General features: G+C 54.6%; 32 protein-coding genes and 2 tRNA genes. 32 read left to right on the top strand and 2 right to left on the bottom strand.

The window, feature by feature from the left end:
- Positions 1–41: 41 nt before the first annotated feature.
- Both ACZ5ER_RS06055 and ACZ5ER_RS06060 read left to right on the top strand, forming a co-directional pair.
- Positions 42–764: a phosphoglycolate phosphatase gene (locus ACZ5ER_RS06055; RefSeq protein WP_464934017.1), complete on the top strand. Its 723-nt coding sequence runs from the start codon at positions 42–44 to the stop codon at positions 762–764.
- Complete coding sequence (locus tag ACZ5ER_RS06060) at positions 761–1,603, top strand: N-acetyltransferase family protein (protein ID WP_464934018.1); 843 nt, start codon at positions 761–763, stop codon at positions 1,601–1,603. The genes ACZ5ER_RS06055 and ACZ5ER_RS06060 overlap by 4 nt, the downstream gene beginning before the upstream one ends.
- Here ACZ5ER_RS06060 and ACZ5ER_RS06065 read toward each other — a convergent pair.
- Positions 1,596–2,747, bottom strand: coding sequence for a M20 metallopeptidase family protein (locus ACZ5ER_RS06065; protein WP_464934019.1), 1,152 nt, complete (start codon positions 2,745–2,747; stop codon positions 1,596–1,598). The genes ACZ5ER_RS06060 and ACZ5ER_RS06065 overlap by 8 nt on opposite strands.
- A gap of 122 nt (positions 2,748–2,869) precedes the next feature.
- Here ACZ5ER_RS06065 and ACZ5ER_RS06070 point away from each other — a divergent pair.
- The 13 genes from ACZ5ER_RS06070 to ACZ5ER_RS06130 all read left to right on the top strand — a co-directional run bounded on the left by ACZ5ER_RS06070 (position 2,870) and on the right by ACZ5ER_RS06130 (position 8,403).
- A tRNA-Ala gene (locus tag ACZ5ER_RS06070) sits at positions 2,870–2,947 on the top strand.
- 11 nt (positions 2,948–2,958) lie between these two features.
- Positions 2,959–3,036: transfer RNA gene (locus ACZ5ER_RS06075), tRNA-Val, on the top strand.
- Positions 3,037–3,374: 338 nt separating this feature from the next.
- On the top strand, positions 3,375–3,635 hold the full coding sequence (locus ACZ5ER_RS06080) for a 50S ribosomal protein L37ae (RefSeq protein WP_050003046.1): 261 nt from the start codon (positions 3,375–3,377) through the stop codon (positions 3,633–3,635).
- A gap of 27 nt (positions 3,636–3,662) precedes the next feature.
- Positions 3,663–3,812 (top strand): DNA-directed RNA polymerase subunit P, encoded by a 150-nt coding sequence (locus ACZ5ER_RS06085; protein WP_050003047.1) that lies wholly within the window; start codon positions 3,663–3,665, stop codon positions 3,810–3,812.
- Between the two features lie 51 nt (positions 3,813–3,863).
- The gene (locus ACZ5ER_RS06090; RefSeq protein WP_464935126.1) at positions 3,864–4,514 is read left to right on the top strand and encodes a ribosomal biogenesis protein; all 651 of its coding nucleotides are present in this window, start codon (positions 3,864–3,866) and stop codon (positions 4,512–4,514) included.
- Between the two features lie 109 nt (positions 4,515–4,623).
- Positions 4,624–5,229: a Na+/H+ antiporter subunit E gene (locus tag ACZ5ER_RS06095; protein WP_464934020.1), complete on the top strand. Its 606-nt coding sequence runs from the start codon at positions 4,624–4,626 to the stop codon at positions 5,227–5,229.
- A complete protein-coding gene (locus tag ACZ5ER_RS06100) occupies positions 5,205–5,477 on the top strand; it encodes a monovalent cation/H+ antiporter complex subunit F (RefSeq protein ID WP_050003050.1) in 273 nt (90 codons plus the stop codon). Before ACZ5ER_RS06095 ends, ACZ5ER_RS06100 begins: the two co-directional genes overlap by 25 nt.
- Positions 5,474–5,788 carry a monovalent cation/H(+) antiporter subunit G gene (mnhG, locus tag ACZ5ER_RS06105; protein WP_464934021.1) on the top strand — a complete coding sequence of 105 codons (315 nt, stop codon included), beginning with the start codon at positions 5,474–5,476 and terminating at the stop codon, positions 5,786–5,788. Before ACZ5ER_RS06100 ends, mnhG begins: the two co-directional genes overlap by 4 nt.
- Entirely contained in the window at positions 5,769–5,999 is a 231-nt protein-coding gene (locus ACZ5ER_RS06110) for a hydrogenase subunit MbhD domain-containing protein (protein WP_050003950.1), read from the top strand. The genes mnhG and ACZ5ER_RS06110 overlap by 20 nt, the downstream gene beginning before the upstream one ends.
- Positions 5,996–6,238: a hydrogen gas-evolving membrane-bound hydrogenase subunit E gene (gene mbhE / locus ACZ5ER_RS06115; protein ID WP_050003052.1), complete on the top strand. Its 243-nt coding sequence runs from the start codon at positions 5,996–5,998 to the stop codon at positions 6,236–6,238. Before ACZ5ER_RS06110 ends, mbhE begins: the two co-directional genes overlap by 4 nt.
- Complete coding sequence (locus tag ACZ5ER_RS06120; protein WP_050003053.1) at positions 6,235–6,642, top strand: Na(+)/H(+) antiporter subunit B; 408 nt, start codon at positions 6,235–6,237, stop codon at positions 6,640–6,642. The genes mbhE and ACZ5ER_RS06120 overlap by 4 nt, the downstream gene beginning before the upstream one ends.
- On the top strand, positions 6,635–6,925 hold the full coding sequence (locus ACZ5ER_RS06125; RefSeq protein ID WP_050003054.1) for a cation:proton antiporter subunit C: 291 nt from the start codon (positions 6,635–6,637) through the stop codon (positions 6,923–6,925). Before ACZ5ER_RS06120 ends, ACZ5ER_RS06125 begins: the two co-directional genes overlap by 8 nt.
- Positions 6,916–8,403, top strand: a complete 1,488-nt coding sequence (locus ACZ5ER_RS06130; RefSeq protein ID WP_464934022.1) for a proton-conducting transporter transmembrane domain-containing protein — start codon at positions 6,916–6,918, stop codon at positions 8,401–8,403. The genes ACZ5ER_RS06125 and ACZ5ER_RS06130 overlap by 10 nt, the downstream gene beginning before the upstream one ends.
- Here the strand turns inward: ACZ5ER_RS06130 and ACZ5ER_RS06135 are convergent.
- On the bottom strand, positions 8,380–8,787 hold the full coding sequence (locus ACZ5ER_RS06135) for an ACT domain-containing protein (RefSeq protein ID WP_050003056.1): 408 nt from the start codon (positions 8,785–8,787) through the stop codon (positions 8,380–8,382). The genes ACZ5ER_RS06130 and ACZ5ER_RS06135 overlap by 24 nt on opposite strands.
- Positions 8,788–8,883: 96 nt before the next feature.
- On the opposite strand from ACZ5ER_RS06135, the gene ACZ5ER_RS06140 reads away from it, so the two are divergent.
- The 17 genes from ACZ5ER_RS06140 to ACZ5ER_RS06220 all read left to right on the top strand — a co-directional run bounded on the left by ACZ5ER_RS06140 (position 8,884) and on the right by ACZ5ER_RS06220 (position 20,552).
- A complete protein-coding gene (locus ACZ5ER_RS06140; RefSeq protein ID WP_050003057.1) occupies positions 8,884–10,029 on the top strand; it encodes a cation:proton antiporter in 1,146 nt (381 codons plus the stop codon).
- A 1-nt stretch (position 10,030) separates the two neighbouring features.
- A complete protein-coding gene (gene pcc1 / locus ACZ5ER_RS06145) occupies positions 10,031–10,279 on the top strand; it encodes a KEOPS complex subunit Pcc1 (RefSeq protein WP_050003058.1) in 249 nt (82 codons plus the stop codon).
- Positions 10,280–10,541: 262 nt separating this feature from the next.
- The gene (locus tag ACZ5ER_RS06150) at positions 10,542–11,129 is read left to right on the top strand and encodes a hypothetical protein (protein WP_464934023.1); all 588 of its coding nucleotides are present in this window, start codon (positions 10,542–10,544) and stop codon (positions 11,127–11,129) included.
- Between the two features lie 6 nt (positions 11,130–11,135).
- A complete protein-coding gene (locus ACZ5ER_RS06155; protein ID WP_464934024.1) occupies positions 11,136–11,960 on the top strand; it encodes a hypothetical protein in 825 nt (274 codons plus the stop codon).
- A gap of 4 nt (positions 11,961–11,964) precedes the next feature.
- Positions 11,965–12,753, top strand: coding sequence for a hypothetical protein (locus ACZ5ER_RS06160; protein WP_464934025.1), 789 nt, complete (start codon positions 11,965–11,967; stop codon positions 12,751–12,753).
- A 19-nt stretch (positions 12,754–12,772) separates the two neighbouring features.
- Positions 12,773–13,192, top strand: a complete 420-nt coding sequence (locus ACZ5ER_RS06165) for a hypothetical protein (protein ID WP_464934026.1) — start codon at positions 12,773–12,775, stop codon at positions 13,190–13,192.
- A complete protein-coding gene (locus ACZ5ER_RS06170; RefSeq protein WP_464934027.1) occupies positions 13,185–13,985 on the top strand; it encodes an ABC transporter ATP-binding protein in 801 nt (266 codons plus the stop codon). The genes ACZ5ER_RS06165 and ACZ5ER_RS06170 overlap by 8 nt, the downstream gene beginning before the upstream one ends.
- A gap of 167 nt (positions 13,986–14,152) precedes the next feature.
- Positions 14,153–14,551 carry a hypothetical protein gene (locus ACZ5ER_RS06175; RefSeq protein WP_464934028.1) on the top strand — a complete coding sequence of 133 codons (399 nt, stop codon included), beginning with the start codon at positions 14,153–14,155 and terminating at the stop codon, positions 14,549–14,551.
- Positions 14,552–14,647: 96 nt separating this feature from the next.
- Complete coding sequence (locus ACZ5ER_RS06180) at positions 14,648–15,001, top strand: prefoldin subunit beta (protein ID WP_050003060.1); 354 nt, start codon at positions 14,648–14,650, stop codon at positions 14,999–15,001.
- Between the two features lie 27 nt (positions 15,002–15,028).
- On the top strand, positions 15,029–15,337 hold the full coding sequence (locus tag ACZ5ER_RS06185; RefSeq protein ID WP_050003061.1) for a DUF3194 domain-containing protein: 309 nt from the start codon (positions 15,029–15,031) through the stop codon (positions 15,335–15,337).
- A 33-nt stretch (positions 15,338–15,370) separates the two neighbouring features.
- Positions 15,371–15,694, top strand: coding sequence for a nucleotidyltransferase domain-containing protein (locus ACZ5ER_RS06190; RefSeq protein ID WP_050003062.1), 324 nt, complete (start codon positions 15,371–15,373; stop codon positions 15,692–15,694).
- Positions 15,684–16,067, top strand: a complete 384-nt coding sequence (locus ACZ5ER_RS06195) for a HEPN domain-containing protein (RefSeq protein WP_050003063.1) — start codon at positions 15,684–15,686, stop codon at positions 16,065–16,067. The genes ACZ5ER_RS06190 and ACZ5ER_RS06195 overlap by 11 nt, the downstream gene beginning before the upstream one ends.
- On the top strand, positions 16,064–17,047 hold the full coding sequence (locus ACZ5ER_RS06200) for a DHH family phosphoesterase (RefSeq protein ID WP_050003064.1): 984 nt from the start codon (positions 16,064–16,066) through the stop codon (positions 17,045–17,047). Before ACZ5ER_RS06195 ends, ACZ5ER_RS06200 begins: the two co-directional genes overlap by 4 nt.
- Positions 17,048–17,052: 5 nt before the next feature.
- Positions 17,053–17,388, top strand: a complete 336-nt coding sequence (locus ACZ5ER_RS06205) for a hypothetical protein (protein ID WP_050003065.1) — start codon at positions 17,053–17,055, stop codon at positions 17,386–17,388.
- A 186-nt stretch (positions 17,389–17,574) separates the two neighbouring features.
- Entirely contained in the window at positions 17,575–18,681 is a 1,107-nt protein-coding gene (locus tag ACZ5ER_RS06210) for a hypothetical protein (RefSeq protein ID WP_464934029.1), read from the top strand.
- A 97-nt stretch (positions 18,682–18,778) separates the two neighbouring features.
- A complete protein-coding gene (locus ACZ5ER_RS06215; RefSeq protein ID WP_464934030.1) occupies positions 18,779–19,900 on the top strand; it encodes a tetratricopeptide repeat protein in 1,122 nt (373 codons plus the stop codon).
- The gene (locus ACZ5ER_RS06220; protein WP_050003067.1) at positions 19,827–20,552 is read left to right on the top strand and encodes a tRNA-binding protein; all 726 of its coding nucleotides are present in this window, start codon (positions 19,827–19,829) and stop codon (positions 20,550–20,552) included. Before ACZ5ER_RS06215 ends, ACZ5ER_RS06220 begins: the two co-directional genes overlap by 74 nt.
- Positions 20,553–20,651 lie beyond the last annotated feature (99 nt).

The following is a 20,651-nucleotide window of genomic DNA, read 5'->3' on the forward strand; positions in this document are numbered from 1 at the left end:
GCCTTATATTTGCACATTCTTTCTCATTTTTGGGATGAAAAATGGGCAGGATTAAGGCGATATCGCTTGATATAGATGGCACAATAACTTACAGGGACAGAACAATCAGCATTGATGCCCTGAAGGCGGTAAGGCTCGCCGAGAGGCTTGGCGTCCCTGTCATGCTCGTCACAGGGAACTCTGTTCCTTTTGCCGAAGCTGCTGCGGTCTTCATCGGCACGAGCGGGCCGGTCATCGCTGAGGACGGCGGGGCGCTCTCACTGAAGGGTGAGGGGACGATGAGGGAGCGCGTTTTTCTCACGGACATGGACGAGGAGTGGATACTCTGGAGCGAGCTGAAGAAACGCTACCCCGAGGCAAAGCTGAGCTACTCGATGATGGAGAGGAAAGCGGGCCTCGTCGTTCTCCGGACGGTTCCGATTGAGGCTGTGAGAGAAATCATCGAGGAGCTTGGGCTCAACCTCATCGCGGTTGATTCTGGCTTTGCAATCCACGTGAAAAAGCCCTGGATTAACAAGGGCACCGGCATAGAGAAGGCCTGCGAGTACCTCGGAATAAGCCCCAAGGAAGTCGCTCACGTCGGCGACGGCGAGAACGATTTGGACGCCTTCCGCGTCGTCGGCTACCGCGTTGCAGTTGCCCAAGCCCCGGAGAGCCTCAAGGAAAAAGCGGACTACGTGACCCAGAAGCCCTATGGTGACGGTGGGGCGGAGGCTATAACCCACATCCTGAAAAAGTTCGGCTATCTGGGGGGAGGGCGATGAGAATCCGCTGGGCGACCCTTGAGGACGTTCGCGGGATAGTTGAGGTTCACACTGCCGACGAGAAGTTCAGCGGCGGCATTTACGACCGCTATATCTGGGGCGGGCCGTGGACGGCAATCGAGACACTCGCAATTCACCTCAACAACTTCCTGCTCGACGACCAGCTCGTGGCCGTTGCGGAGCTTGACGGAAAACTCGTCGGCGAAGTCGAGGTTCTATTCTCGGAGGAGCCTATCGGGGGAAAAGTTAGAAGAATCGCCCACATTGACGTCATCGAAGTCCACCCTGATTACAGGGGCAGGGGAGTTGGAAGAGCGCTTATGGAGTTTGTCGAGGACGTGGCCAGGGAACAAGGGGCTGAGATGCTGACGACCCAGCCAGATGAAGATGCGAGGGGCTTCTACGAGAAGCTTGGCTTTGACCTTGAGCTCTTTAAGGGTAGGACGGTCTGGATTCCTGCGGGGGACAGGGTAGAGGATGCGAAGGTAAGACCTCTTGATTTCGGTTGGAATGAGGTTAAGGATCTCGAACTGGTCGCCGGCCGCTTCCAAAGCTCTTACAGCATGTACTTTTCGGCGTTTAAAGACAACATAGCTGGAATTCACTACACCGTTGAAAGCGGAAAAGTTGGCGACTCATTCTACGCCCTCAGGAACCTTCCGGGCAGAGACGGAGTCTCCCTTCTCCTCTGGGGAAGAGTTGGCGATTTAAAAGCTGTCCGCGGGAGGGCTAAAGCCCTGGGCTTTGAGAAAGTACTGACCGTGCTCGCGGAAGAGGTAGAAGTTCCAGGCACGAAAGAGGTTGGAAAAATAGAGATACTGGGGAAAAAGCTCACTTAAGGAACTCGAGGGCAAGGGCGACCTCCATCGCAGTCCCAAGGTAAAGGACATCCTCGTCGACGTCGAACTTTGGATGGTGGTGGGGGTAGATTATTCCCTTCTCCTCGTTCCTTATTCCCAGGGCCAGAAACGCGCCCGGAACCATCTGGAGGTAGAATGAGAAGTCCTCTGCTCCCATCGTGGGCGGAACCTCGCAGTATTTCAGGCCGTACTTCTCCGCGACCTTCCTCGCAAACCCTGCCATTTTGGAGTCGTTGATTGTTGGTGGCGTCAGCTCGTCAATCTTAAGTTCGTACTCAAGGTTGTGGGCGATTGCTGTGCCCTTTGCAATCTCGTCCATTCTCTTCTTTATCAGCTCGCCTATTTCCGGCTTGAAGAACCTGAAGGTGCCCTTGAACTCGGCCGTCTCCGGGATAACGTTAAAAGCCGTCCCCGCGTGGACTGACGTAACACTCACAACGCCTGTCTCGAGGGGGTTGATGTTTCTGCTGACTATTGTCTGGTATGCCAGAATTAGCTCGGCGAGCGCCGGCACTGGGTCTTTTGTCTCGTGCGGTGATGCCCCGTGGCCTCCTTTTCCGATGAGCTTCCCGCTAAATATACCGGCACCCGCCAGGAATGGCCCGTCTCTTATGCCGATCACACCGCTTGGGAGATTCATCCAGACGTGGAAGCCGAAGATTGCATCGACACCCTCCAAGGCTCCTCCTTCGATCATCTTCAGTGCCCCGTTGCCTCCTTCCTCTGCCGGCTGGAAGACGAGCCTCACCCTGCCGTTGAACTCATCAATGTGCTCGGGGATTATCTTGCCCGCGCCGAGGAGCATGGCAGTGTGGGCGTCGTGACCGCAGGCGTGCATCTTCCCGGGAACGCGGGACTTGTATGGGACGTCGTTTTCCTCTTGGATGGGGAGGGCATCCATGTCAGCCCTTAGGGCTATTGTCTTTTCTCCTTCTCCGATGTCGGCGATTATTCCAGTCCCGACGCGCTTTATCCTGTACCCCCATTCGCGGAGGTGTTCCTCAACAATCTTCGAAGTCCTCTCCTCTTTGTACTTAAGCTCGGGGTACATATGGAAGTCCCTTCTCCAGGAGATTATTTCTTTCTCGATTTTCTTTGCTTCCAGAACCGGGTCAAACCCCATGGGCGTCACCACATGATTGTATGCAGAGGAAGATATTAGCTTTTCGATGGGCGTCTAAAAGAGTGCACCAACCGTAAAATTTATAAACCCCTATCTAAAGGGAATATCGGCGTCACTCAGGTGGGCCGGTAGCTCAGCCTGGTATGAGCGCCGCCTTGGCAAGGCGGAGGCCCCGGGTTCAAATCCCGGCCGGTCCACCAACATTTGGGCTGGGCCCGTGGTCTAGACTGGTTATGACGCCACCCTGACAAGGTGGAGGTCCGGGGTTCGAATCCCCGCGGGCCCACCATTCAAACTTCGCCTGCGCGAAGTTTGACCAGGGTTCATAGCTCCTTCTGGAAAGCTAAATTTCGAGTGATTTTCTCATTGAATTGCTGTCTCAGGAAAGCGTCCAAAGGATGCCGAAGATACAGGTGGGAACTAAAGGTGAAGTGGGCGCGCATAATAGGAACCCCACAGAAAGCTTTAAATTCTCAGAGTGCACGCACCCGGTTCGGAGTTTAACTGGCGTATAAATCCCTTTGGTCAAGCTTTGCACAAGCAAAGCTTGTTATGCAAAGGTTTATAAAACGTCTCCGGAAACACTTTCCAGTCGTGAAAAGCCGTTGGTAATTAGGGGTGATGCTCATGGGAAGGACTACCAAGGTTGGTTCCGCTGGAAGGTTCGGTCCAAGGTACGGTCTCAAGATAAGGAGAAGGGTTGCGGCCGTTGAGGCCAGGATGAAGCAGAAGCACGTCTGCCCGGTCTGCGGAAGGAAGGCCGTCAGGAGGATTAGCACCGGTATCTGGCAGTGTCAGAAGTGCGGCGCAACCTTTGCCGGCGGTGCTTACCTCCCGACCACTCCGGCCGGAAAGGTCGTGAAGCGCGTCGTCGCTTCCAAGGCCTGATTTTTTATATCCTTTGAGGTGGTTCCTATGGTCGTTGCTGTTTACCGCTGTGCAAAGTGCGGTAAAGAGGTCGAGCTCGACCTCGCCACCACAAGAGAGGTTCGCTGCCCCTACTGCGGCAGCAAGATACTCTACAAGCCCCGCCCCAGGATTGCGAGAAGGGTTAAGGCCATCTGAGCCTTTTCTTTCGAAAGGCTTTTATCAACTAACTCCGAATGAGTGGTTGCCATGATGCTGATAACGACTTCCCACAGGCCGACAAGGAGAACGAGGAGCTTCGGTCACGACCTTGAGAGGGTGTTCCCCAACTCCCTCTACCTGACCAGAGGAAAGAAGACTATCCAGGACCTTCTCATGGAGGCCTACGACAGGGACTACGAGCGGCTTCTCATCATCAACGTCTGGAAGGGCAACCCGCTCAAGATGACCTTCATCAAGGTTGACCCAGATGATTGGGGCTACCTCGGCTACCTCTACCTCCACGGCATAAAACTCCAGCGCGAGATAGGCTTCAGGAACCTCAGGCCAATCCGAGAGGAGATGCCCTTTGTCGTCACTACTGCCAAGCGCGTCGGCATAGACCACACGGCCTTTGCCCAGGTCTTTGCGGAGCTGACAGGCGGAAAGTTCGTGCCGAGGGGCAACAAGAGCCTCCAGACGATAGCCGACAAGAACAACACCGACGTTATCGGAGTAATCGAGAACTACCCAAGGGGGATGGCTGCAAACTTCTACCGCTTCGACGTCACGAAGGAGAGGCCAGTCGGCCCGCTGATCCTCGTGAAAATCTGGATTATGGAAGACGGGCGGAGATGGGACTACAAGGAAGCCCTCTTAAAGAAACCGGCCAAGCAGCAAAAAGACGAGAAAGACGAGTGAGCGGGTTTTCTTCTAACACTCCTCATGTTGTGCCTGCAGTTTTCTGGCCCTTCACCGGTCTGAGAATCCTTTCAAAAGGCTTTTTAGGTTGAAGGCATAAATAAGCAATATGAGCCGCATCCACTTCTATCTTCGAAGCCGCCTTGAGGAAGTTCGAAAGAGGGTTCTCTATGAGAGCTACGAGGCAAAGAAGCTCCCCGCCTGGGAGAGGGTGGGCATCACCTGGCTGGCGCTCTTCGCCTTCTGGGTGGTTGTGAGCGGAAAGTTCTCGCCTCCCCATCTCGCTACTGGAGCGGTGGTTACTTTCATCGTGGCCCTCATTACGAGGGACTTCCTGACCGACGACATAAGGCAGACAGGCCATCTGCTGTCCAAGGCGCTTTACATATTCCTTTTCCTGATTCCCCAGTACCTCTTCATCATGGCGTTCCGCCTCCTCGAGAGCAACCTCCGCGTTGTGAGAAACGTCATCCTGATGGACATAAACCCTGGGATAGTGAAGGTAAAGACTGACCTCCACTCGAACACAGGGCTCACCGTCCTGGCGAACTCAATAACCCTCACCCCTGGGACGCTCACCCTCGACGTTGACAAGAAGCTCGGAGAAGCATATCTCTACGTGCACTGGATTAATGTTGAAACTCTTGACCAAGAGAAGATTGGAATGAAGATTAAGGGGGAGCTGGAGGAATGGCTGAAGAAAATCTTCTGGTGATTCTGCCCTATGCAATCGCCTTCCTGATATTCACGGCAACGCTGGTCAGCTATCGCGTCCTGTTCGGTCCAACCCTTGCAGACAGGGCTGTGGCGCTGAACACCGCCACGACGAAGGCCGCCGTCATAATAGCGATGCTCGCGCTCCTCTACGACGCCCCTTACCTCCTCGACATAAGCATCGTGCTCCTCATGGTCAACGCGGTGGGAGGCCTCATCATAGCCAAGTACATGGAGGTGAGGTCGTGATAGAAGCCCTCTTCCTCCTCTTTGGGCTCTTCATAATGTTCTTCGGGACGCTCGGCCTCCTCAGGTTTCCCGACGTCTACACGAGGCTCCACGCCACGGCCAAATGCGACACCGGGGGTGCGATAAGCATACTCACAGCGCTCGCCATGGCCTCAGATTTCCCCCTCGTCGTGAAGCTCAAGTTCTTTGTGATAGCCCTCACGATAGCGATGATAAACCCCATGGTCAGCCACGCGATAGCGAGGGCGGCCTACAAGAGCGGGATAAAACCCAAAGCGACGGTGGATATGTATGCCTGGGATAATCCATGAAGTGCTCCTCCTGGCGATAATACTCCTCGCCATTTCAGTGGTGGAAGCTGAGAGGCTCATCTCGGCCGTCCTCCGCTACGGCCTGCTCGGGTTAGTCTTCACGGTGGTGCTCATCCAGCTCAGGGCCCCCGATGTTGCGCTCTCGGCGGTCGTCGTCGGGGCGATAGTGACGGGCCTTTTCCTCTACACTATAAGGGAGGTGGGGGAGTGAAGCGCCTCTTTGCCCTGCTCCTCAGCGGGGGTCTCCTGGTCGAGCTCCTGAGCCTCGACTACACCAAGGCCGTGGGGAGCTACGCCTACTACGTGGCCCACTGGAAGGAAGTGGGGATTCCCAACCTGGTTACGGCAATCCTCGCCGACTGGAGGGCCTACGACAGCCTCGGCGAGGCGACGCTCCTCTTCGCGGCAGTGACCGGGTTCTACCTGCTCCTAGGGAGGCGGAAGATATGAAGATGAGCCTCGTGGTCAGAACCACTACAAAGCTCATCGCCCCGTTCCTCGTCACTTATGGGGCCTGCCTGACGATATACGGCTACGAGAGCCCTGGCGGCGGCTTTCAGGCGGGTGTCCTCTTCGCCGTCAGCGTCATACTTCTCATGACCGCCTATGGATACCGGAGAACGAAGAAGCACTTCCCGCTCAGAACTGTCCAGCTCGTGGAGTCCGCTTCCGCCCTCTGGTTGGTGGGGGTTGCCCTGGCAGGGCTGGCCTTTGGGGCGTTCTTCCTGAACTTCCTCCGCCCATATATCCCAGGGGGCACTGTAATGACGTTCAACATAGGCGTCGCCCTGAAGGTGAGCACGTCCTTTATCCTCGTGTTCTACGTCCTGTCGAGGTGGGTTGACCGTGATTAACGCCGAAACCGCTGGAATAATCGTGATGCTCATAGGCCTCTACGGGCTGATTTCAAAGGAAAAGCCTCTCAAGCAGGTGCTCTCAATCAACGTGCTCTCTATCGGGTTAGTGCTCTTCTTCGTCGGGGCCGGCTACGTCGAGGGTGGAGATTTCCCAATAATGCCCTCGGATCCCGTTGACCCCCTCCCGGCCACGCTGATGCTGACGACGCTCGTCGTCGACGTCGCAATAACCGCCTTAGCTCTGGCGATGATACTGCGCAACGGGGGTGAATGGGCTTGATAGTCCTCCTCGCCGCGTTACCCCTCTTCTTCGCGTTCCTCACGGCTCTCACTGTCCCGCTGAGGCTTGAAAAACTGGCGAAGTATCCATTTCTCGCAGGGACTGTAGCTCCATGGGCGGTTTTCCTCTTTGAGAGGGCAGGAAATGAAGTGGTCGGGGGCTGGCCCCGGATCGGGGGCATAGAGGTCTCGCTCAATCCCCACAACACCCCCATAGTCCTCGCCGAGCTCGTCCTTTTCACCGCGGTTGCCATTTACTCGTTGGACTATTTTAAGGAAGTGAAGGCCTTCGTCCTGCTCCTACTCCTCCACGCCGGCCTCCTCGGGGCCTTCATGAGCAGAGACCTCTTTAACTTCTACATCTTCATGGAAATCGCCTCTGTTTCCTCATTTGCCCTCGTCGGCTCGTCCGGCGAGAAGAAAGCAGTCAGGGCGGCTTACAAGTACCTGATGCTCTCCCTGCTTGCCTCCTACTTCTTTGTCTTCTCGATTGGGGTAATCTACCTCAAGACGGGCTATCTAAACCTTGAGCTCATCTCGGAGAGCGTGATGTCCTCGAAAGAGATAAACGTCGCCATCGCGATAGCCTTCGCCTCCCTCCTCCTGAAAGCGGGTATCTTTCCCCTCCACGTCTGGCTGCCGGACGCCCACTCCCTCGCGCCAACCCCTGTGAGTGCCCTCTTGAGCGGTGCCGTCGTCAAAGCGCCGGTCTACGGGATGATACTCATATTCTCGGCCCTTCCCGTCAGCGAGGGCCTTAGTGAAACGGCCATGGTTCTGGCAGTTGCCTCCGTATTTTTCGGCGTCGCCATGGCGCTCCTCCAGAAGGACGCTAAGAGGCTGCTCGCATACCACACGGTCTCCCAGATGGGTTACGTCCTCCTCGGGATAGCGAGCATGAACTTTGTGGGGGCGGCCTACTATGCCATGGCCCACTCCCTCTTTAAGGGCGGTCTCTTCCTGAGCGTCGGGAGCCTTGGAAAGAAGTCGAGGAAGCTGGGCGAATTTGGGTATAAAAACGCCCCTCTCATGGCGCTCTCCGTGCTGATGCTCAGCCTGGCAATAGGAGGGGTTTCGCCCTTCATAGGCTCATACGCCAAGGGGCTTATCTCCTCCGGCCTCGCAGGGGCATGGAAGTGGGCAGTCCTGGCCGGAAGCGTTGGGACTCTGGTCTCGTTTACGAAGCTCAACTACTACCTGGCGAAAGGGGAGGCCCCCGCCCTTCCGCTCTCGTGGAAGTTTGCCTCGTTTGCCCTGGCACTGGTCACTCTAGTTAGTGGCCTCGTCTTGGGTGTTGTTCCCAAGGTGAAGGACATCTATCCGCTCCCGGTGGCTCTTACAATCTTCCTGCTCCTCAAAGCGGCGGGCGTCTTTAACTTGGTGCTGGAAAAAGAGGACGTGAAGCCCAGCGAGGTCAACACAGGGGCAATGCTATTCGCGCTCTTTTTGCTCCTGCTACTCTATCTCGCGGAGCTTTAGCTCTTTGACTTCTTCAACCTTCATAAGCCCCTTTTCAAGCTCTTCGAGCGATATCCTGCTCCCGCTGACGTCAACTATGGTGACTATGGCGGAGAGCCCGAGCTCGACTAACTCTTCGCCCTCGCTGAATAGTATGTTTATCCCGTGTTTTCCCAAGAGCCCGCTGACCTTGGAGAGAACTCCTGGCCTGTCCTCAACTACGAGTTCAACCTCTACGAGCTTCTTCCCGGGGAGAGCAACGCGCTCAAGGTGGGCCTCCTTAAGGTCGGTGTCCACTTCTACGAGAAAATACGCCCCCTTAACGAGCCCGAGTTCATACGCAAGTTCAAGGGGAAGCTCCAGCTTTCCGTCTTCTTTAATTTTGATTAACTCGTAGTGTCTCATGTTATCCGGTTTTTTTCATTCCTAAAAAGCCTTTAGTTTATATGCTCCCAAAATATTTAAACTTGCTAGTGCCATAACACATGGGGGGAGCTTTCAGTGGCCTTCGACGTTATAGGTTACGTCTTCATCATAATCGCCGTTGCTAGAGTGTTAGCCGAGATTGCAGAGCGCTTGGGCTATCCTGGCTTTTTAGGTGAGATTTCCGCAGGTCTTCTTCTCGGTGTCGTTCTCCACGACCTCCCTAGGGAGGAACTCAGTCTCCTCGCTGAGCTTGGAGTGTTTTTTCTCATGATGTACGCGGGCCTTGAGCTCACTCCAGAGGAGGTTCGCCTTGGTGGCAGGAAGAGCTTCCCGATATACGTGGTTACTCTCGCGACGATGTTCTTCCTAACTCTTCCTTTCACAGATTACCAAATTAGAACAGACAACTTCATAGTGGCCGCAATCCTCGCGGTGGCTTCGGCACCAATAGTGCTCAGGCTCACGCGCTTCTTTGGGCAGGAGTTCCTCCACGTTGCACTTTCCTACGCCGTGATAAGTGAGGTCGGTGCCCTTGTTATTCTATACCTTCTCATAAACTTCGAGCTCCACCACCTGAGCTACCTTGAGATAGCCTTTGAGCTCGTGAAGGACGCCCTCTTCTTGGGTGCTGTTCTGGGAATAAACTACGTCCTCGGCATAAAGCACCGGGTTTGGATTATCACTCACCTTCGCAGGCTGAGGAGCGACGAGGCGGTCTTCGGCCTGGTGATGATACTCGCGACCTCCCTGGCCCTGATAAGCGAGGAGCTTGGCCTCCACTTCAGCATCGGGGCTTTTCTCGTCGGGCTGATGCTCCACAGCGACCTTATGGGGACGAGGCAGTTTGAGAGAGTACACACGATAATCTCCGGTGTTACCTACGGCATCTTCGCCCCGATATTCTTCGCATGGAGGGGCATAAACTTCGAGACTGAGTTCTCCCTTGAGGTGGTCTACTTCTTCGTCGTGATATACCTCGTGAGAATCCTCCTTACCACCGTGCTCGTCTGGGAGAAAGACTTAAAGGTCTCACTCACTAGAGCAGCGGGGATAGCGAGCTTTGGAGTGCTGGGCCTGCTCGTTGGTGAGGTCGGCTATTCCTACGGCGTCCTGAGCGAGCACATGTACGCACTGGCTTCCCTTGCAAGCATACTCGGTATATTCGTCTCTGCCAGTATCGGGCTCATAATAAGCAAAATCGGGGGTAGCGAAAGTGGATAATGTGGAAAAGCCTCCAGTTGAGGGCTACATCAGGATTGAGTTCCCGAGCGAGGAAGTTGCGAGGGTCGTCTATGAGAGCGTGAGGCTGGAGCATGAAACCGTGCCGTACCGGAGGAGCGAGATAGACTTCCGAAGGGAAGGAAAGGCAATCATCTTGGAGTTCAAGGCCACCGACAACTCAGCCCTCAGGGGGACGCTCAACTCATACCTCAGGTGGATTAAGGTCGCGATGGACTCTTTTGAGGTCTGATTCCGGTCTCTTCTCGCTGCCTGCCAGTTTTTAGATTTACATTTTTCTTTCTCAAGCCTCGCCCTTCAGAGCAGGGAGGAGGTCAGGTCTCTACAACCCGGCTTATTGGCTTCTCATGGCCAAAAACGACAGTAAAACTCAACTCTGAAAAAATTTATCCGTTCAAAAAAAAGGAATGTCACTTAATCGTGGCAGGTAGTAAAGCTTATAAGGGTGAGTAGTGTATAAGATATTGCCAACAGCTATATGGGAGTGAAACGTCATGAAGTTGAAGGCATTGCTTGCAGTCCTGTTGGGACTGCTTGTCTTTGGAGTGACTGGAGGGAGCGCGGGGGCGACAGTGTGGGGAGTTCCTGCGGGTTCAAGAACAGGGGCAACAGACGCAGGAATAGAACCCCATCTCACACTTGGCGCGACATACAACGGGGTAGGGGTGTCCTTCAGCGTTTCATGGAATGACCACCACGGTGCTGCATGGGGTGTCTGGCAGTGGGCCAACTACGACGACTCAATACACAAATACATAGGATTTTACTCCGATGGCACATACAGGGTAAAGAGCTACAGCACTCCTGGCGTTGGATATACAAAAATCACTTATAGCGTCCACTTAAAGGTCAATGAGCCCGTTGCCTACAAGGCCAGAAACGGGAGGGCTTATTATGTCAGGACGTCGTACCACGTGACGGTTTACAAAAAGACCGACAAGTGGTTCTGGGACCATCCGAAGGTCGAAAAAATCGTGGACAAGGATGACAAGGTTTCATGCTTCATTCCCAACGAGGAGTACATGGCCATGAGGATAAACGGCATGGTTATAAACAGCTGGCACCCGGCTTCGGGAGGGTGAGTCCTGATGTCGAGAACTGCGTTCGCTCTTGCAACCCTTTTATTCTTTACGTTCCTCTCACAGGCATATTCGGCCGGTGTTGAGGCCCCCCTGACGTGGCAGGGCAGCGTAATTGCGCTCGGCGGGAAACAGGACTCCTCCCACTATGAGTTCCGCATAACAAACATGAGCGTCGAGGAGAAGGGTGGCTATTACATAGTTCGTGAGACGGTCGTCTTCACCCGCTGCGAGCTGTACCGGAACGGGACTGTGGTGAGGGGCTGCCCGGTGGAGAGAAAGACCGTGAACTTCACGGTAAAGAAGGACACCAACACGTTCATGCTGTCGGGAAGGCCCGCTTTCTTCTTCCTGTACTGGCCAGAGTTTTCGGCAAACGGCACGTTTTACACGAGCGGCATCGAGCTCAGGGCCATCCCGGCGTTGCTGTACACGAAGAACTTCAGCAGGGAAAACTGCCTGGGGTGGGGCGTCTCCCTCCAGAGCAAACCGTTCCGGATTCTGAGGTGCAGGGGTTGGAGCTTCCCGGAGGACGACGAGCCGATGCGCTGCATAGAGGATAGGTACGAAAACTTCACAATCGACATGAGTTTCAAGGGGCCGTATCTGGTGGATGGGAGCCTTTATTTCCACGCGGACCCCTTCGGAGTAATCGAGGGCAGGGATGTCATAATGTTCATCAACATCGAGAAAACCCCCGAGGCGCTGGAGTTCATAAAAAACGTGAAATCAATAACGCCCCCCTCCTATCCGTCGTGGCCCGAATACATACCCTACGCCCTTGGGGCCGGAGTTGTGGGGATTGTGGTGGTGGCAATAAGAAGGAGGAGGTAGCCAGATGGGGCCCCTCAAAACGGTCGGGGAGGAGGTCAAATCGAACCTGCAGCTGTTGCTCACCCTAATCCTGTCGCCCCTCGCGGTCCAGTATCTGCTCTGGGAGTTCCTGCTCGAGGTGAGGGGTGTGGGCACCAGCGGGGAGGTGACGTCGGCACTGCGGGAGACCGCCTCCGGGTACCTCGCCAACGCCACATCCAACCCGGAATTCTTCACCGACGTCGTTTCCTCCCAGACATCCTCGCTCTTCACTGCAGTCTCAAAGATGCACATCATACTATTCCTCGTCGGCGGACTCATGGCAGCGTTCCTTGTGGCCGAGCCAATCTACCGCGGAACAATACTGAACGACATCGCCCTGATGGGGAAGAAAAAGGCGCTGGCCGGAAGGCTCCTGTTCATGGTTCTCTATGCGGTTTTTCTGGCGGCGTATACCGGTGTGGTGTTCTGGGGCATCTCAGACACGGCCGGAATCTCACCGGGGCAGAGGTTCTTCATTTCGCTTGCGGTGGCCGCTTTCCTCTCCGTAACGGCCGGTGCGTTCCTCGTGGTCTCTCTGTCCGCGGTATCAAAGGAACCGGTGTTACCCCTGGCAGTGCTTTTCGTTGCGGGCATCATGTCCACCACCAAGGTGCACCTCAACGACCTGCTGATGCCGTTCGTGAAGTTCACCTACTTCCTCTGGAAGCCGGACACCGCGGCGCTCACGGGGTATGTGTATGGTGGCATGGCGCTATACGCGGCGCTCGCCGTAGCCTCCGTGAAGCTCTTCGAGGGGGGTGATTTTTATTAACGTCAAATTCCTTCATATAATGCTGATAACAGTGCTGCTGTCGGGCGCGTTCTTTGCATATAGCCACCATCGCGTGGTGCATCCCGTTACGGTAGAGGTCAAATTGCAGCTCTTCATGCCCCCGGGAAAAGACTTGCCGGGTGACCTCAGCATAGTTCAGGTCGCGAGCAGAGAGCTCGTTCTTCCGGCGGCGGGAACGTACAGGGTTCTGACGTCCGGGAACTGCACCCTGTACATCCAGACCGGGGATGGCCTTCTGAAGAACCCCGGCTCGATTTCAGTGAAGAACCGGGGGATACGGTTGGTTATTTTGAACCAGACGAGCGACGTTGTTGTAAGGTTCGTTCCTCAGGGGAGGGTGAACTGGACAGTCCCGGCCATCGTACTGCTCATCGGGGGTGTTGCTGGGTATGCTTTTGGAGTGCTCAAATTTGAGTAAATCCTACGGGGACGTGAAGGCCCTGAAGGGCGTTACTTTCTCCCTGTCCAGAGGGCTTTCCCTTATTCTGGGGCCGAACGGAAGCGGAAAGACCACCCTGATTAAGATACTGGCCGGCATCATACGGCCGGACAGGGGGAGCATTAAACTCCTCGGCAGGGACTATCGCAGCGTGGACAGGGGGGAAATCGGCTTTGCCCTCGAACGCCCTGTGGCACCCCCGCGCGTGAGGGTTGAAAGCTACCTGCGGGCGGTGGCCGAGTACCGGGGTGAGGACAACGTCGATGAGCTCATTGAGACGTTTGGGTTGTGGGAGCACAGGAAAAAGAGGTTCAAAGAGCTGTCCCAGGGCTACAGGAGGAGGTTCCTTCTCGCCGCGGCCTTCGCGGGGAGGCCGAGGGCAGTGTTCCTCGACGAGCCCTTCAGCAACCTGGACGTGGTCTCAAAGGTGGAGCTGGGGAGGACGTTCCTGGAAATGAAGGGGAAAGTCAGCATAGTCATTGTCTCCCACATAATATCAGGCCTTCGCGGGCTGGATTCCTTTGTCCTGCTCCACAACGGCGAGGTCGTACTGAACAGGGTTGGACGCGATTTGGACACAATCGGGGGTTTCAGGGCAGTCTTCAAAGACGGCACTGTGGTGGAAAATGACGTTGACGGGATGACCGCCCTCATCAGGGATGGGAGGGAACTGCTCCGCATAGAGCCAATAACCCCCGAGGATATGATGTACGAGAGGCTGAAGGGCCCCGGGTCTGAGACATGGCGCGCCTGTCGGTCGCCCACGGCTTGATATGTGGCAAAAACGGCCGTGAGACCCTACTCTGAAAAAATTCTCTCTGAAAAAACAAAAGAGAGAACATTTAATCGTGGTTAATAGTAAAACTTATAAGGATGAGTAGTGTATAATGTATTGCAAAAGCTCAAGGGGCGGCCGTAATCCGGAAGAGGTGATTTATGATGAACCGAACCCTGACCTCTTTCCTCTTTGTTCTCCTCGTTTACCTTTCCATAATCGCCGCCATAAGGCTCCTTCCGCCCTCTGACGAAGGGCCCAGCACTGTCGAGGAGTTCCTTCAGGTCGGCATCATCATTGCGGTACCCGCCCTCGCGTCGTTCCTATTCCTTCGAAAAGTGAAGGTTGATCCAGGGGCTTTCTGGGTGGCCTCAACAATTACTGTAGTGCTCGCATCCATCGTTACCTACGCTATCCTCACAAGAAACTGCACTCCAACGACCTGTGATGACGGTGTGGTCTGGTTTTTCCTAACTGCCCTCGTTATCCTAGGCTTCCTGATCGGGGCTCTCCTGCACAAGCTAACCGAGAAGCTCGGTTCCAGAAGCTCCCCTCCTACTTAAGTTTGGGTTTTTGAGGGGTCGGTGTTATCCCTTACCTAAACTATTTAAAGCCCGCCCCTTATTCTAACCTGGCATCACGGTTACGGAGGTGTTGTCATGCAGAACATTCCGCCCCAGGTTCAGTCTATGCTTGCCCAACTTGAGAGCTACCAGCAACAGCTCCAGCTTCTCGTCCAGCAGAAGCAGAAGGTTCAGCTTGAGCTCAACGAGGCCAGGAAGGCCCTTGAGGAGATCGAGAAGCTCCCCGACGATGCCGTCATCTACAAGACCGTCGGGACGCTCATCGTCAAGACCGAGAAGGCCAAGGCCGTCGAGGAGCTCAAGGAGAAGGTCGAGACGCTCGAAGTCCGCCTCAATGCCCTTGAGAGGCAGGAGAAGAAGCTCAACGGGAAGCTGAAGGAGCTCACCGCGAAGATTCAGTCCTCACTCAAGCCGCCCGTCGCGGGCTGACTCTCCTTTTCTCCTTTGGTGGTGGCCATGGAGCAGAGGGGCGTTATACACATAGGTCTCCCTGAGCTCAGCGAGGAGGAAATAATAGCCATCGGCGAGCTCGCCCAGAACGTCATAATAAAGCACGTCTTCAGCGAGCTGAACAGGAGCGAAGTCAAGGACATAGAGGTCACGACGAGGATAAACAGAGACGACACGCTGAACCTTGAAATCGAGGTGTACCTTGAAGTCCCGGTCTTCGTCAAGGTGGACGTGGAGAGGCTGATTGAGGAGGCCCTTGAGAAGGCCTACGATGCAGTGGAGAAAAGGCTGAGGGAGATTGCGGGTAAGGGTTAAATTCAGTTTTGACAACATCTTCTCGGTGGGAGAATGAGGCACAGGGAAGTAGCCGAGGCCTTCGCAAGGGACGTCAGGAGGCTGCTGGGAGACAACGTCGTCGAAGTCATACTCTTCGGCTCCGTCGCAAGGGGAGAGGCCAGTGAGGAAAGCGACGTTGACATTCTCGTGATTGTTAAGAAAAACTCCTGGGAGAGCCAGAAGAAGCTTGCCGACCTTGTAGTTGATTACCTTCTCAAGTACGGCATCTACGTGTCCCCCAAAGTCCTGAGCGTCAAGGAGTTCGAGTTCATGAAGGGCATAAACTCGGCGTTTTACATCAACGTGAGCAGGGAGGGGGTTAGGGTTGGTCACTGAGGTCGAAATACTCCTTAATGATGCCCACGAATCTCTCGAAGCGGCCAGAGTTCTTCTTGAGAATGGATTTTACAGGGACGCGATTAGCAGGGCATACTATGCGATGTTCTATGCGGCAAGTGCCCTCCTGCGTGCTAAAGGAGTTGTTACAAAAAGCCATAGGGGAGTTATTGCAAAATTCGGGCTTGAATTTGTGAATACCGGTATCGTTGAGAAATACTACGCAAAGGCGCTTTCACTTGCCGAGACAAGCAGGGAGCGGGCTGACTACGATCCCACTTATCGCCCAAATGAAGAAGAGGCCGAGAGCATAGTAGAAGATGCAGAACGCTTTATTGAGAGGATTGAAAAGGCCTTGGAGGAACTGAAATGAAGGGAAAGATTAAGCTCAAGCGCTTCCTCCAGCGTTCGCTTGACAGGTCCTACCTGCTCCTGTGCCACCACAACGCAGACCCGGACTCACTGGGCTCTGCCATAGCCTTCGCCCGCTATTTAAAGTCCCTTGGCGTGGAGAAGGTTAGGATAGGCGTTGCCCAAAGTGTCTCCTCCTATGCGAAGAGACTTCTAACCCTCTCGCCCGTCCCCGTTGAGAGGGACCCAACCGTTGACGAAGATGTAATTGTGATTTTCGATACCTCTTCCCTTGAACAGCTCGAACCAATTGAGATTCCCAAAGGAAAGACCATCATACTGGTTGACCACCACGTCGAGAAGGAAAGGCCGATTAAGGCCGACATAGCTGTCGTTGACTCCTCCAGAACTTCGACTGCCGAAATCGTGTGGGAACTGTTCAAATACTTCGGATTTCTTGATGAGGAAAGCGCGAGAGCCCTCCTGGCCGGAATCGTCACCGACACGGCTAACTTCCGCTTTGCCAACACGAAGACCTTCAAAGCCGTGGGTGAGATTCTGGAGAGGTTTCCACTCCAGATGGGTGAAATCTTCAGCCTCGTTGCCCCGGTAGTTGATGAGAACACCGATAACGCTAAGAGGATGGCCGTCCTGAAGGCCTGCCAGAGGCTCGAAATCAGAAAGTTCAGGAAGTACATCATAGCGGTTTCGAAGGTCTCGGCCTACGAGTCCTACGCCTGCAAGGTCTTCCTCCAGCTCGGAGCAGACATCGCGATAGTCGGGAGCGAGAAGAAGGGCGTGAGAATTTCGGCGAGGGCCAAGGAGAGCCTCGTGAAGAAGGGTCTCCACCTCGGAAAAATCATGGAGAAGGTCGGGCCCGTCATTGAAGGCTCTGGTGGAGGACATGCGGGAGCCGCCGGGGCAAACGGAAAGGCCAACCTTGATAAGGCCATAAAACTAATCCTAAAGGAGATTGAGAACTTCCTCAGGGAGAACGGGTGATTGAGATGGCGAAGTGCCCGCTGTGCGGAAAGCCCCTCGACTGGGGCGAGCTCATTGAGCAGATGCTGAACATTGATAACGCCGAGGAGATAACCAGAGACCGCGAGAAGTTTATGGAGGCCATTGAGGGTTTTGCCTTTAAGTGCCCCCACTGCGGGGAGGAGTTCTATGGTAAGTACCTGCCGAGGGAAGAAGCAGAGAAGGTCTTTGAGCTCCTCAACGAGTTCAAGGGCTCGATAGACTGGGAGAACAGGAAAGTCCGCCTGAGGCTGAACAGCCTTCTGGCCCTGGACAAGATGCTTGAGAACTGGGATAAGAAAGTGAAACGAGAAGTGCCGTGAGGCGCTTAATTTTTCTTCTCGAAGCTCCTGAACGCCTTGCCATTTAGACATAAGCCAAGTTTGGCCACTGCCGATTACAAACCAAAAACTTAATGTGGGCTTGGCATTAAAGTTTTGTCCGGTGGGGTTATGAAAAAAGTAGCCGTTGTAACGCTTGTTGTGGTGGGGGCTCTGCTCATCATTGCTGTGAATGACTGGCGCGTGCCTTATATCATGAACCTTGCACTCATCAACGTTCAGGACTCGGGAGAAGCACACGTCTTTATTTCAGCCCTTTATCCGGAAGGGTTCAGACAGATAGCCGAATACGACGTCAAAAACAACCGCAGGATTGTTCTGGATCTGGGTGAGCTCAGGAAGGCCTGGATGGACGAGTACAAAAAGAACAAACGGCTGTCCCAGCCGCTGGTTCTCCTGACAATAGTCACAGAGGACGGAAAGGTCTCCGTTGAGGCCGTCGGATTTGACTGGGACGAACTGCCCCAGTCCAAAACGGTAACTCCAAAGTTCCGGCCGCTGAAAAACGCTTCAAATGCCTCCACCGGGAAAACAGACAGCACTCAATCCCAACGCCACCGCCGCACGCTTGTGGACTCCTACGAGTGGACGGCACCAGTGATAGTGGCCCAGGTGACTCCTGACAGTTCAACCTCCGGGTACATCTCATACACGTACTTCCCAGAACTTAAAGTCGGGTTCAGCGTCAACGCCTTTGTGGATTCAGAGTGGGTCAGGCTGGGTTCCTACAACATAATCCAGAAGGGGGAGGGCGGCAAGCACGCCGGCAGTTTTGGTACGGGTACCCCCTACTACATCTGGATGAACGTCACATACCGCTACGAAAAATGGCGGGTGTCCAGCGGGGGCCGGGTGTGGCACGAGGAGTATGTCTACATCAAGGACGCTTATCCCGATACCCTAAGGGGAGGAACGTCGAAACCGCCAGAGGCCCAGACTCCACCCATTGACAGGTGGGTAGATGAAGGGGTCTATGAGTCTACCAATGTCATTGGATACTACGCGTTCAATATATGGGGCATGGGCGCGGACAATATTGCCGTAGATGCTTTGAAGTTCATCGAAGCCCTTGAGGATACGGGGAAAATAAGCAGAGCCGCCGCCGAAAAAGCGAACATTATCGGCATCTTTATTGATGTTAGGTTCGAGTATGGCATGAAGGCCTTTGACTTTGACCTCGCTTTGTATTCAAACAGGCAGGAGACTCACCATGTCTGGATGGGGGAGAGCACCGACACAACGACCGCTCCTGTTTTGTGTTTCAGGGTTGAGTGAGGCCTCCCTTTAATTTCCCTGCTTAGACAGTGCTAACGCCGAGGTTGTCACCTTAGCGATAGCCTTTTTTACCCTGCCTTCCTATTCTCATCGACTGGTGGTTCTCGTGGAGGCCGTGGAGCGTCACCTCTCAAAGGGAGACTACAAGAACGCCCTGAAAAGTGCGCTGGCAATAGCGGACGAGATACGAAGGCTACTTGCTCTGAGCGAAGTCCTGACGGCCTTTCCACGGGACGAAGTCTTGAGCCACATGCTCGACACGCTTGAATCAGTGAAGGGCACGCCCGAGAAGGCCCTTGCGTACTCAATTCTCGGACGGGCCCTCTATACCCTCGACAGGGATCACGACGCGGAGGCCTACTTTGAAAACGCCGTGCAAATAGCCGGGACAATAGACTCTCCACGAGTGAGGGGGGAGGTTCTGGCCGGGATAGCGCGGAACCTCGTGCTCTCCGAGCGTTATAGGGACGGACTGGAGCTGTTTAAGGAAGCCGTAGACCTCCTTCAGACGTCGCGCGGGCTTTCCTCGGCGACAACGTCGTCGCTGATAAAGGTCGCCAGGCTGATAGAGAGGAGTGCCGATGAGACGCCAAATGAGACTGCCCTTGAGTTCTACGAGCTGGCCAGAAATGTCTATTCCTCGATATTCTTCAAGCTCCAGGCAAAGCACCTCGACGATAAAATCAACCTTATCCGGGACGTCCTTAAGAGGGGCAGGCCCGCCGTGGACGAGCTCCTTGAGAAAGGCCTGGTTGAGTCCGCGGTCTCCGTGATGCGATTCCTCCCCCTGAAGGACAGGGCCGTTGAAATGCTCCGTCTGAGCTACTGGCTCTTTCTCCACGAGAGGCCCCGCCTTGCCAGGCAGGTATTCAACGATGCCCTTGATTTAATCCTCGTTGGCAAGTTCCGGCCGAGGGACGAGGAGATTTTCTCAATTGCCAGAAAGATGCTTCGGATTGGCCGGCTTGAAGAACCTCTTATTCTGGCCGGAGTTATCATTGACACTGCCCTCTCCTCTGAGCTCCTTGGGGAGGTTGCCCTAGCGTACTCCAGGATAGACCCGGCCAGGGCGCGTTCAATCGCTGAGGGAATCCGGGACGAAAGCGTTAAGAGACGGGTTTTGAATGTCCTCGAAGGTGGTGAAGATGTGGGACACGAGCAAGGACTACCGCTTACTGGTGGCGGAGAAGGCGATAGAGCTCTTCCTGAAGACGATTGAGGGGGCGAAGTTTAAGGGTCACTGGGACAAGAAGAAAGCGATAAAGCTCGGCAAGGAGATGCTCCCCGAGATACAGGCGATGCGCTACAGCTACATAGAGCCGAACGAGCTAATCGAAACCCCCCAGATGAAGGCCCTGAAGGAGAAGGCCCTTGGAATTATCGAGGCCCTTGGAGGGGAGGACTGGCACCACAAGTTCATAAGCAACGCCTCAAAGGACGAGCGCGAGAAGGTTGAGGAGCAGGTTGCGAAGATTCGCTTCTTCCTCAACACTATACTCGGCCTCGACAAGCGCCTCGCCCTCGGCAAGATAAACGACCCTGTCATAGCCGTTGACATTAAGGTCGGCGAGGTTATGAGCGTCGCCAAGCACCCCAACGCCGACAGGCTTCTCGTCACCAACGTCAACATCGGCGACAGAGCTATTACCGTGGTTACCAACGACTTAACGGTTAAGGAAGGAAACCGCGTGGCGGTCGCGTTGCTCCCGCCGGCCAATTTCAGGGGAATAGTCAGCGAGGGCATGTTCCTTGGCGCTGGAGAGGGCGTTCTCAAAGATGTCAAGGGTGAAATTGGCGGCCTGCCCAAAGGCATTCCGCTGGAGGCCTTAAACGAGACGAGGAACCTCGTCGAGGCGTTTTTGAAGGGGTGAACTTTCTCTTTTTGTTCCGATGTATTCACTAGCTTACTCGATTACTCTTCTTTCTTTTGGCCTGTTCTCATTGTAAAATTCAACTCTGAATAAATTTAT

It is taken from the genome of Thermococcus marinus, from assembly GCF_055389025.1.

Coding starts and splice junctions, on each gene's coding strand:
- ACZ5ER_RS06150 (WP_464934023.1), top strand. CDS start 10,542: ATGAAGTTGAAGGCATTGCTTGCAGTCCTGTTGGGACTGCTTGTCTTT.
- ACZ5ER_RS06155 (WP_464934024.1), top strand. CDS start 11,136: ATGTCGAGAACTGCGTTCGCTCTTGCAACCCTTTTATTCTTTACGTTC.
- ACZ5ER_RS06055 (WP_464934017.1), top strand. CDS start 42: ATGGGCAGGATTAAGGCGATATCGCTTGATATAGATGGCACAATAACT.
- ACZ5ER_RS06200 (WP_050003064.1), top strand. CDS start 16,064: ATGAAGGGAAAGATTAAGCTCAAGCGCTTCCTCCAGCGTTCGCTTGAC.
- ACZ5ER_RS06095 (WP_464934020.1), top strand. CDS start 4,624: ATGAGCCGCATCCACTTCTATCTTCGAAGCCGCCTTGAGGAAGTTCGA.
- ACZ5ER_RS06100 (WP_050003050.1), top strand. CDS start 5,205: ATGGCTGAAGAAAATCTTCTGGTGATTCTGCCCTATGCAATCGCCTTC.
- ACZ5ER_RS06110 (WP_050003950.1), top strand. CDS start 5,769: ATGCCTGGGATAATCCATGAAGTGCTCCTCCTGGCGATAATACTCCTC.
- ACZ5ER_RS06165 (WP_464934026.1), top strand. CDS start 12,773: ATGCTGATAACAGTGCTGCTGTCGGGCGCGTTCTTTGCATATAGCCAC.
- ACZ5ER_RS06220 (WP_050003067.1), top strand. CDS start 19,827: ATGTGGGACACGAGCAAGGACTACCGCTTACTGGTGGCGGAGAAGGCG.
- ACZ5ER_RS06175 (WP_464934028.1), top strand. CDS start 14,153: ATGAACCGAACCCTGACCTCTTTCCTCTTTGTTCTCCTCGTTTACCTT.
- ACZ5ER_RS06090 (WP_464935126.1), top strand. CDS start 3,864: ATGATGCTGATAACGACTTCCCACAGGCCGACAAGGAGAACGAGGAGC.
- ACZ5ER_RS06185 (WP_050003061.1), top strand. CDS start 15,029: ATGGAGCAGAGGGGCGTTATACACATAGGTCTCCCTGAGCTCAGCGAG.
- ACZ5ER_RS06205 (WP_050003065.1), top strand. CDS start 17,053: ATGGCGAAGTGCCCGCTGTGCGGAAAGCCCCTCGACTGGGGCGAGCTC.
- ACZ5ER_RS06180 (WP_050003060.1), top strand. CDS start 14,648: ATGCAGAACATTCCGCCCCAGGTTCAGTCTATGCTTGCCCAACTTGAG.
- ACZ5ER_RS06130 (WP_464934022.1), top strand. CDS start 6,916: ATGGGCTTGATAGTCCTCCTCGCCGCGTTACCCCTCTTCTTCGCGTTC.
- ACZ5ER_RS06080 (WP_050003046.1), top strand. CDS start 3,375: ATGGGAAGGACTACCAAGGTTGGTTCCGCTGGAAGGTTCGGTCCAAGG.
- ACZ5ER_RS06085 (WP_050003047.1), top strand. CDS start 3,663: ATGGTCGTTGCTGTTTACCGCTGTGCAAAGTGCGGTAAAGAGGTCGAG.
- ACZ5ER_RS06160 (WP_464934025.1), top strand. CDS start 11,965: ATGGGGCCCCTCAAAACGGTCGGGGAGGAGGTCAAATCGAACCTGCAG.
- ACZ5ER_RS06060 (WP_464934018.1), top strand. CDS start 761: ATGAGAATCCGCTGGGCGACCCTTGAGGACGTTCGCGGGATAGTTGAG.
- ACZ5ER_RS06120 (WP_050003053.1), top strand. CDS start 6,235: ATGAAGATGAGCCTCGTGGTCAGAACCACTACAAAGCTCATCGCCCCG.
- ACZ5ER_RS06065 (WP_464934019.1), bottom strand. CDS start 2,747: ATGGGGTTTGACCCGGTTCTGGAAGCAAAGAAAATCGAGAAAGAAATA.
- ACZ5ER_RS06190 (WP_050003062.1), top strand. CDS start 15,371: ATGAGGCACAGGGAAGTAGCCGAGGCCTTCGCAAGGGACGTCAGGAGG.
- ACZ5ER_RS06135 (WP_050003056.1), bottom strand. CDS start 8,787: ATGAGACACTACGAGTTAATCAAAATTAAAGAAGACGGAAAGCTGGAG.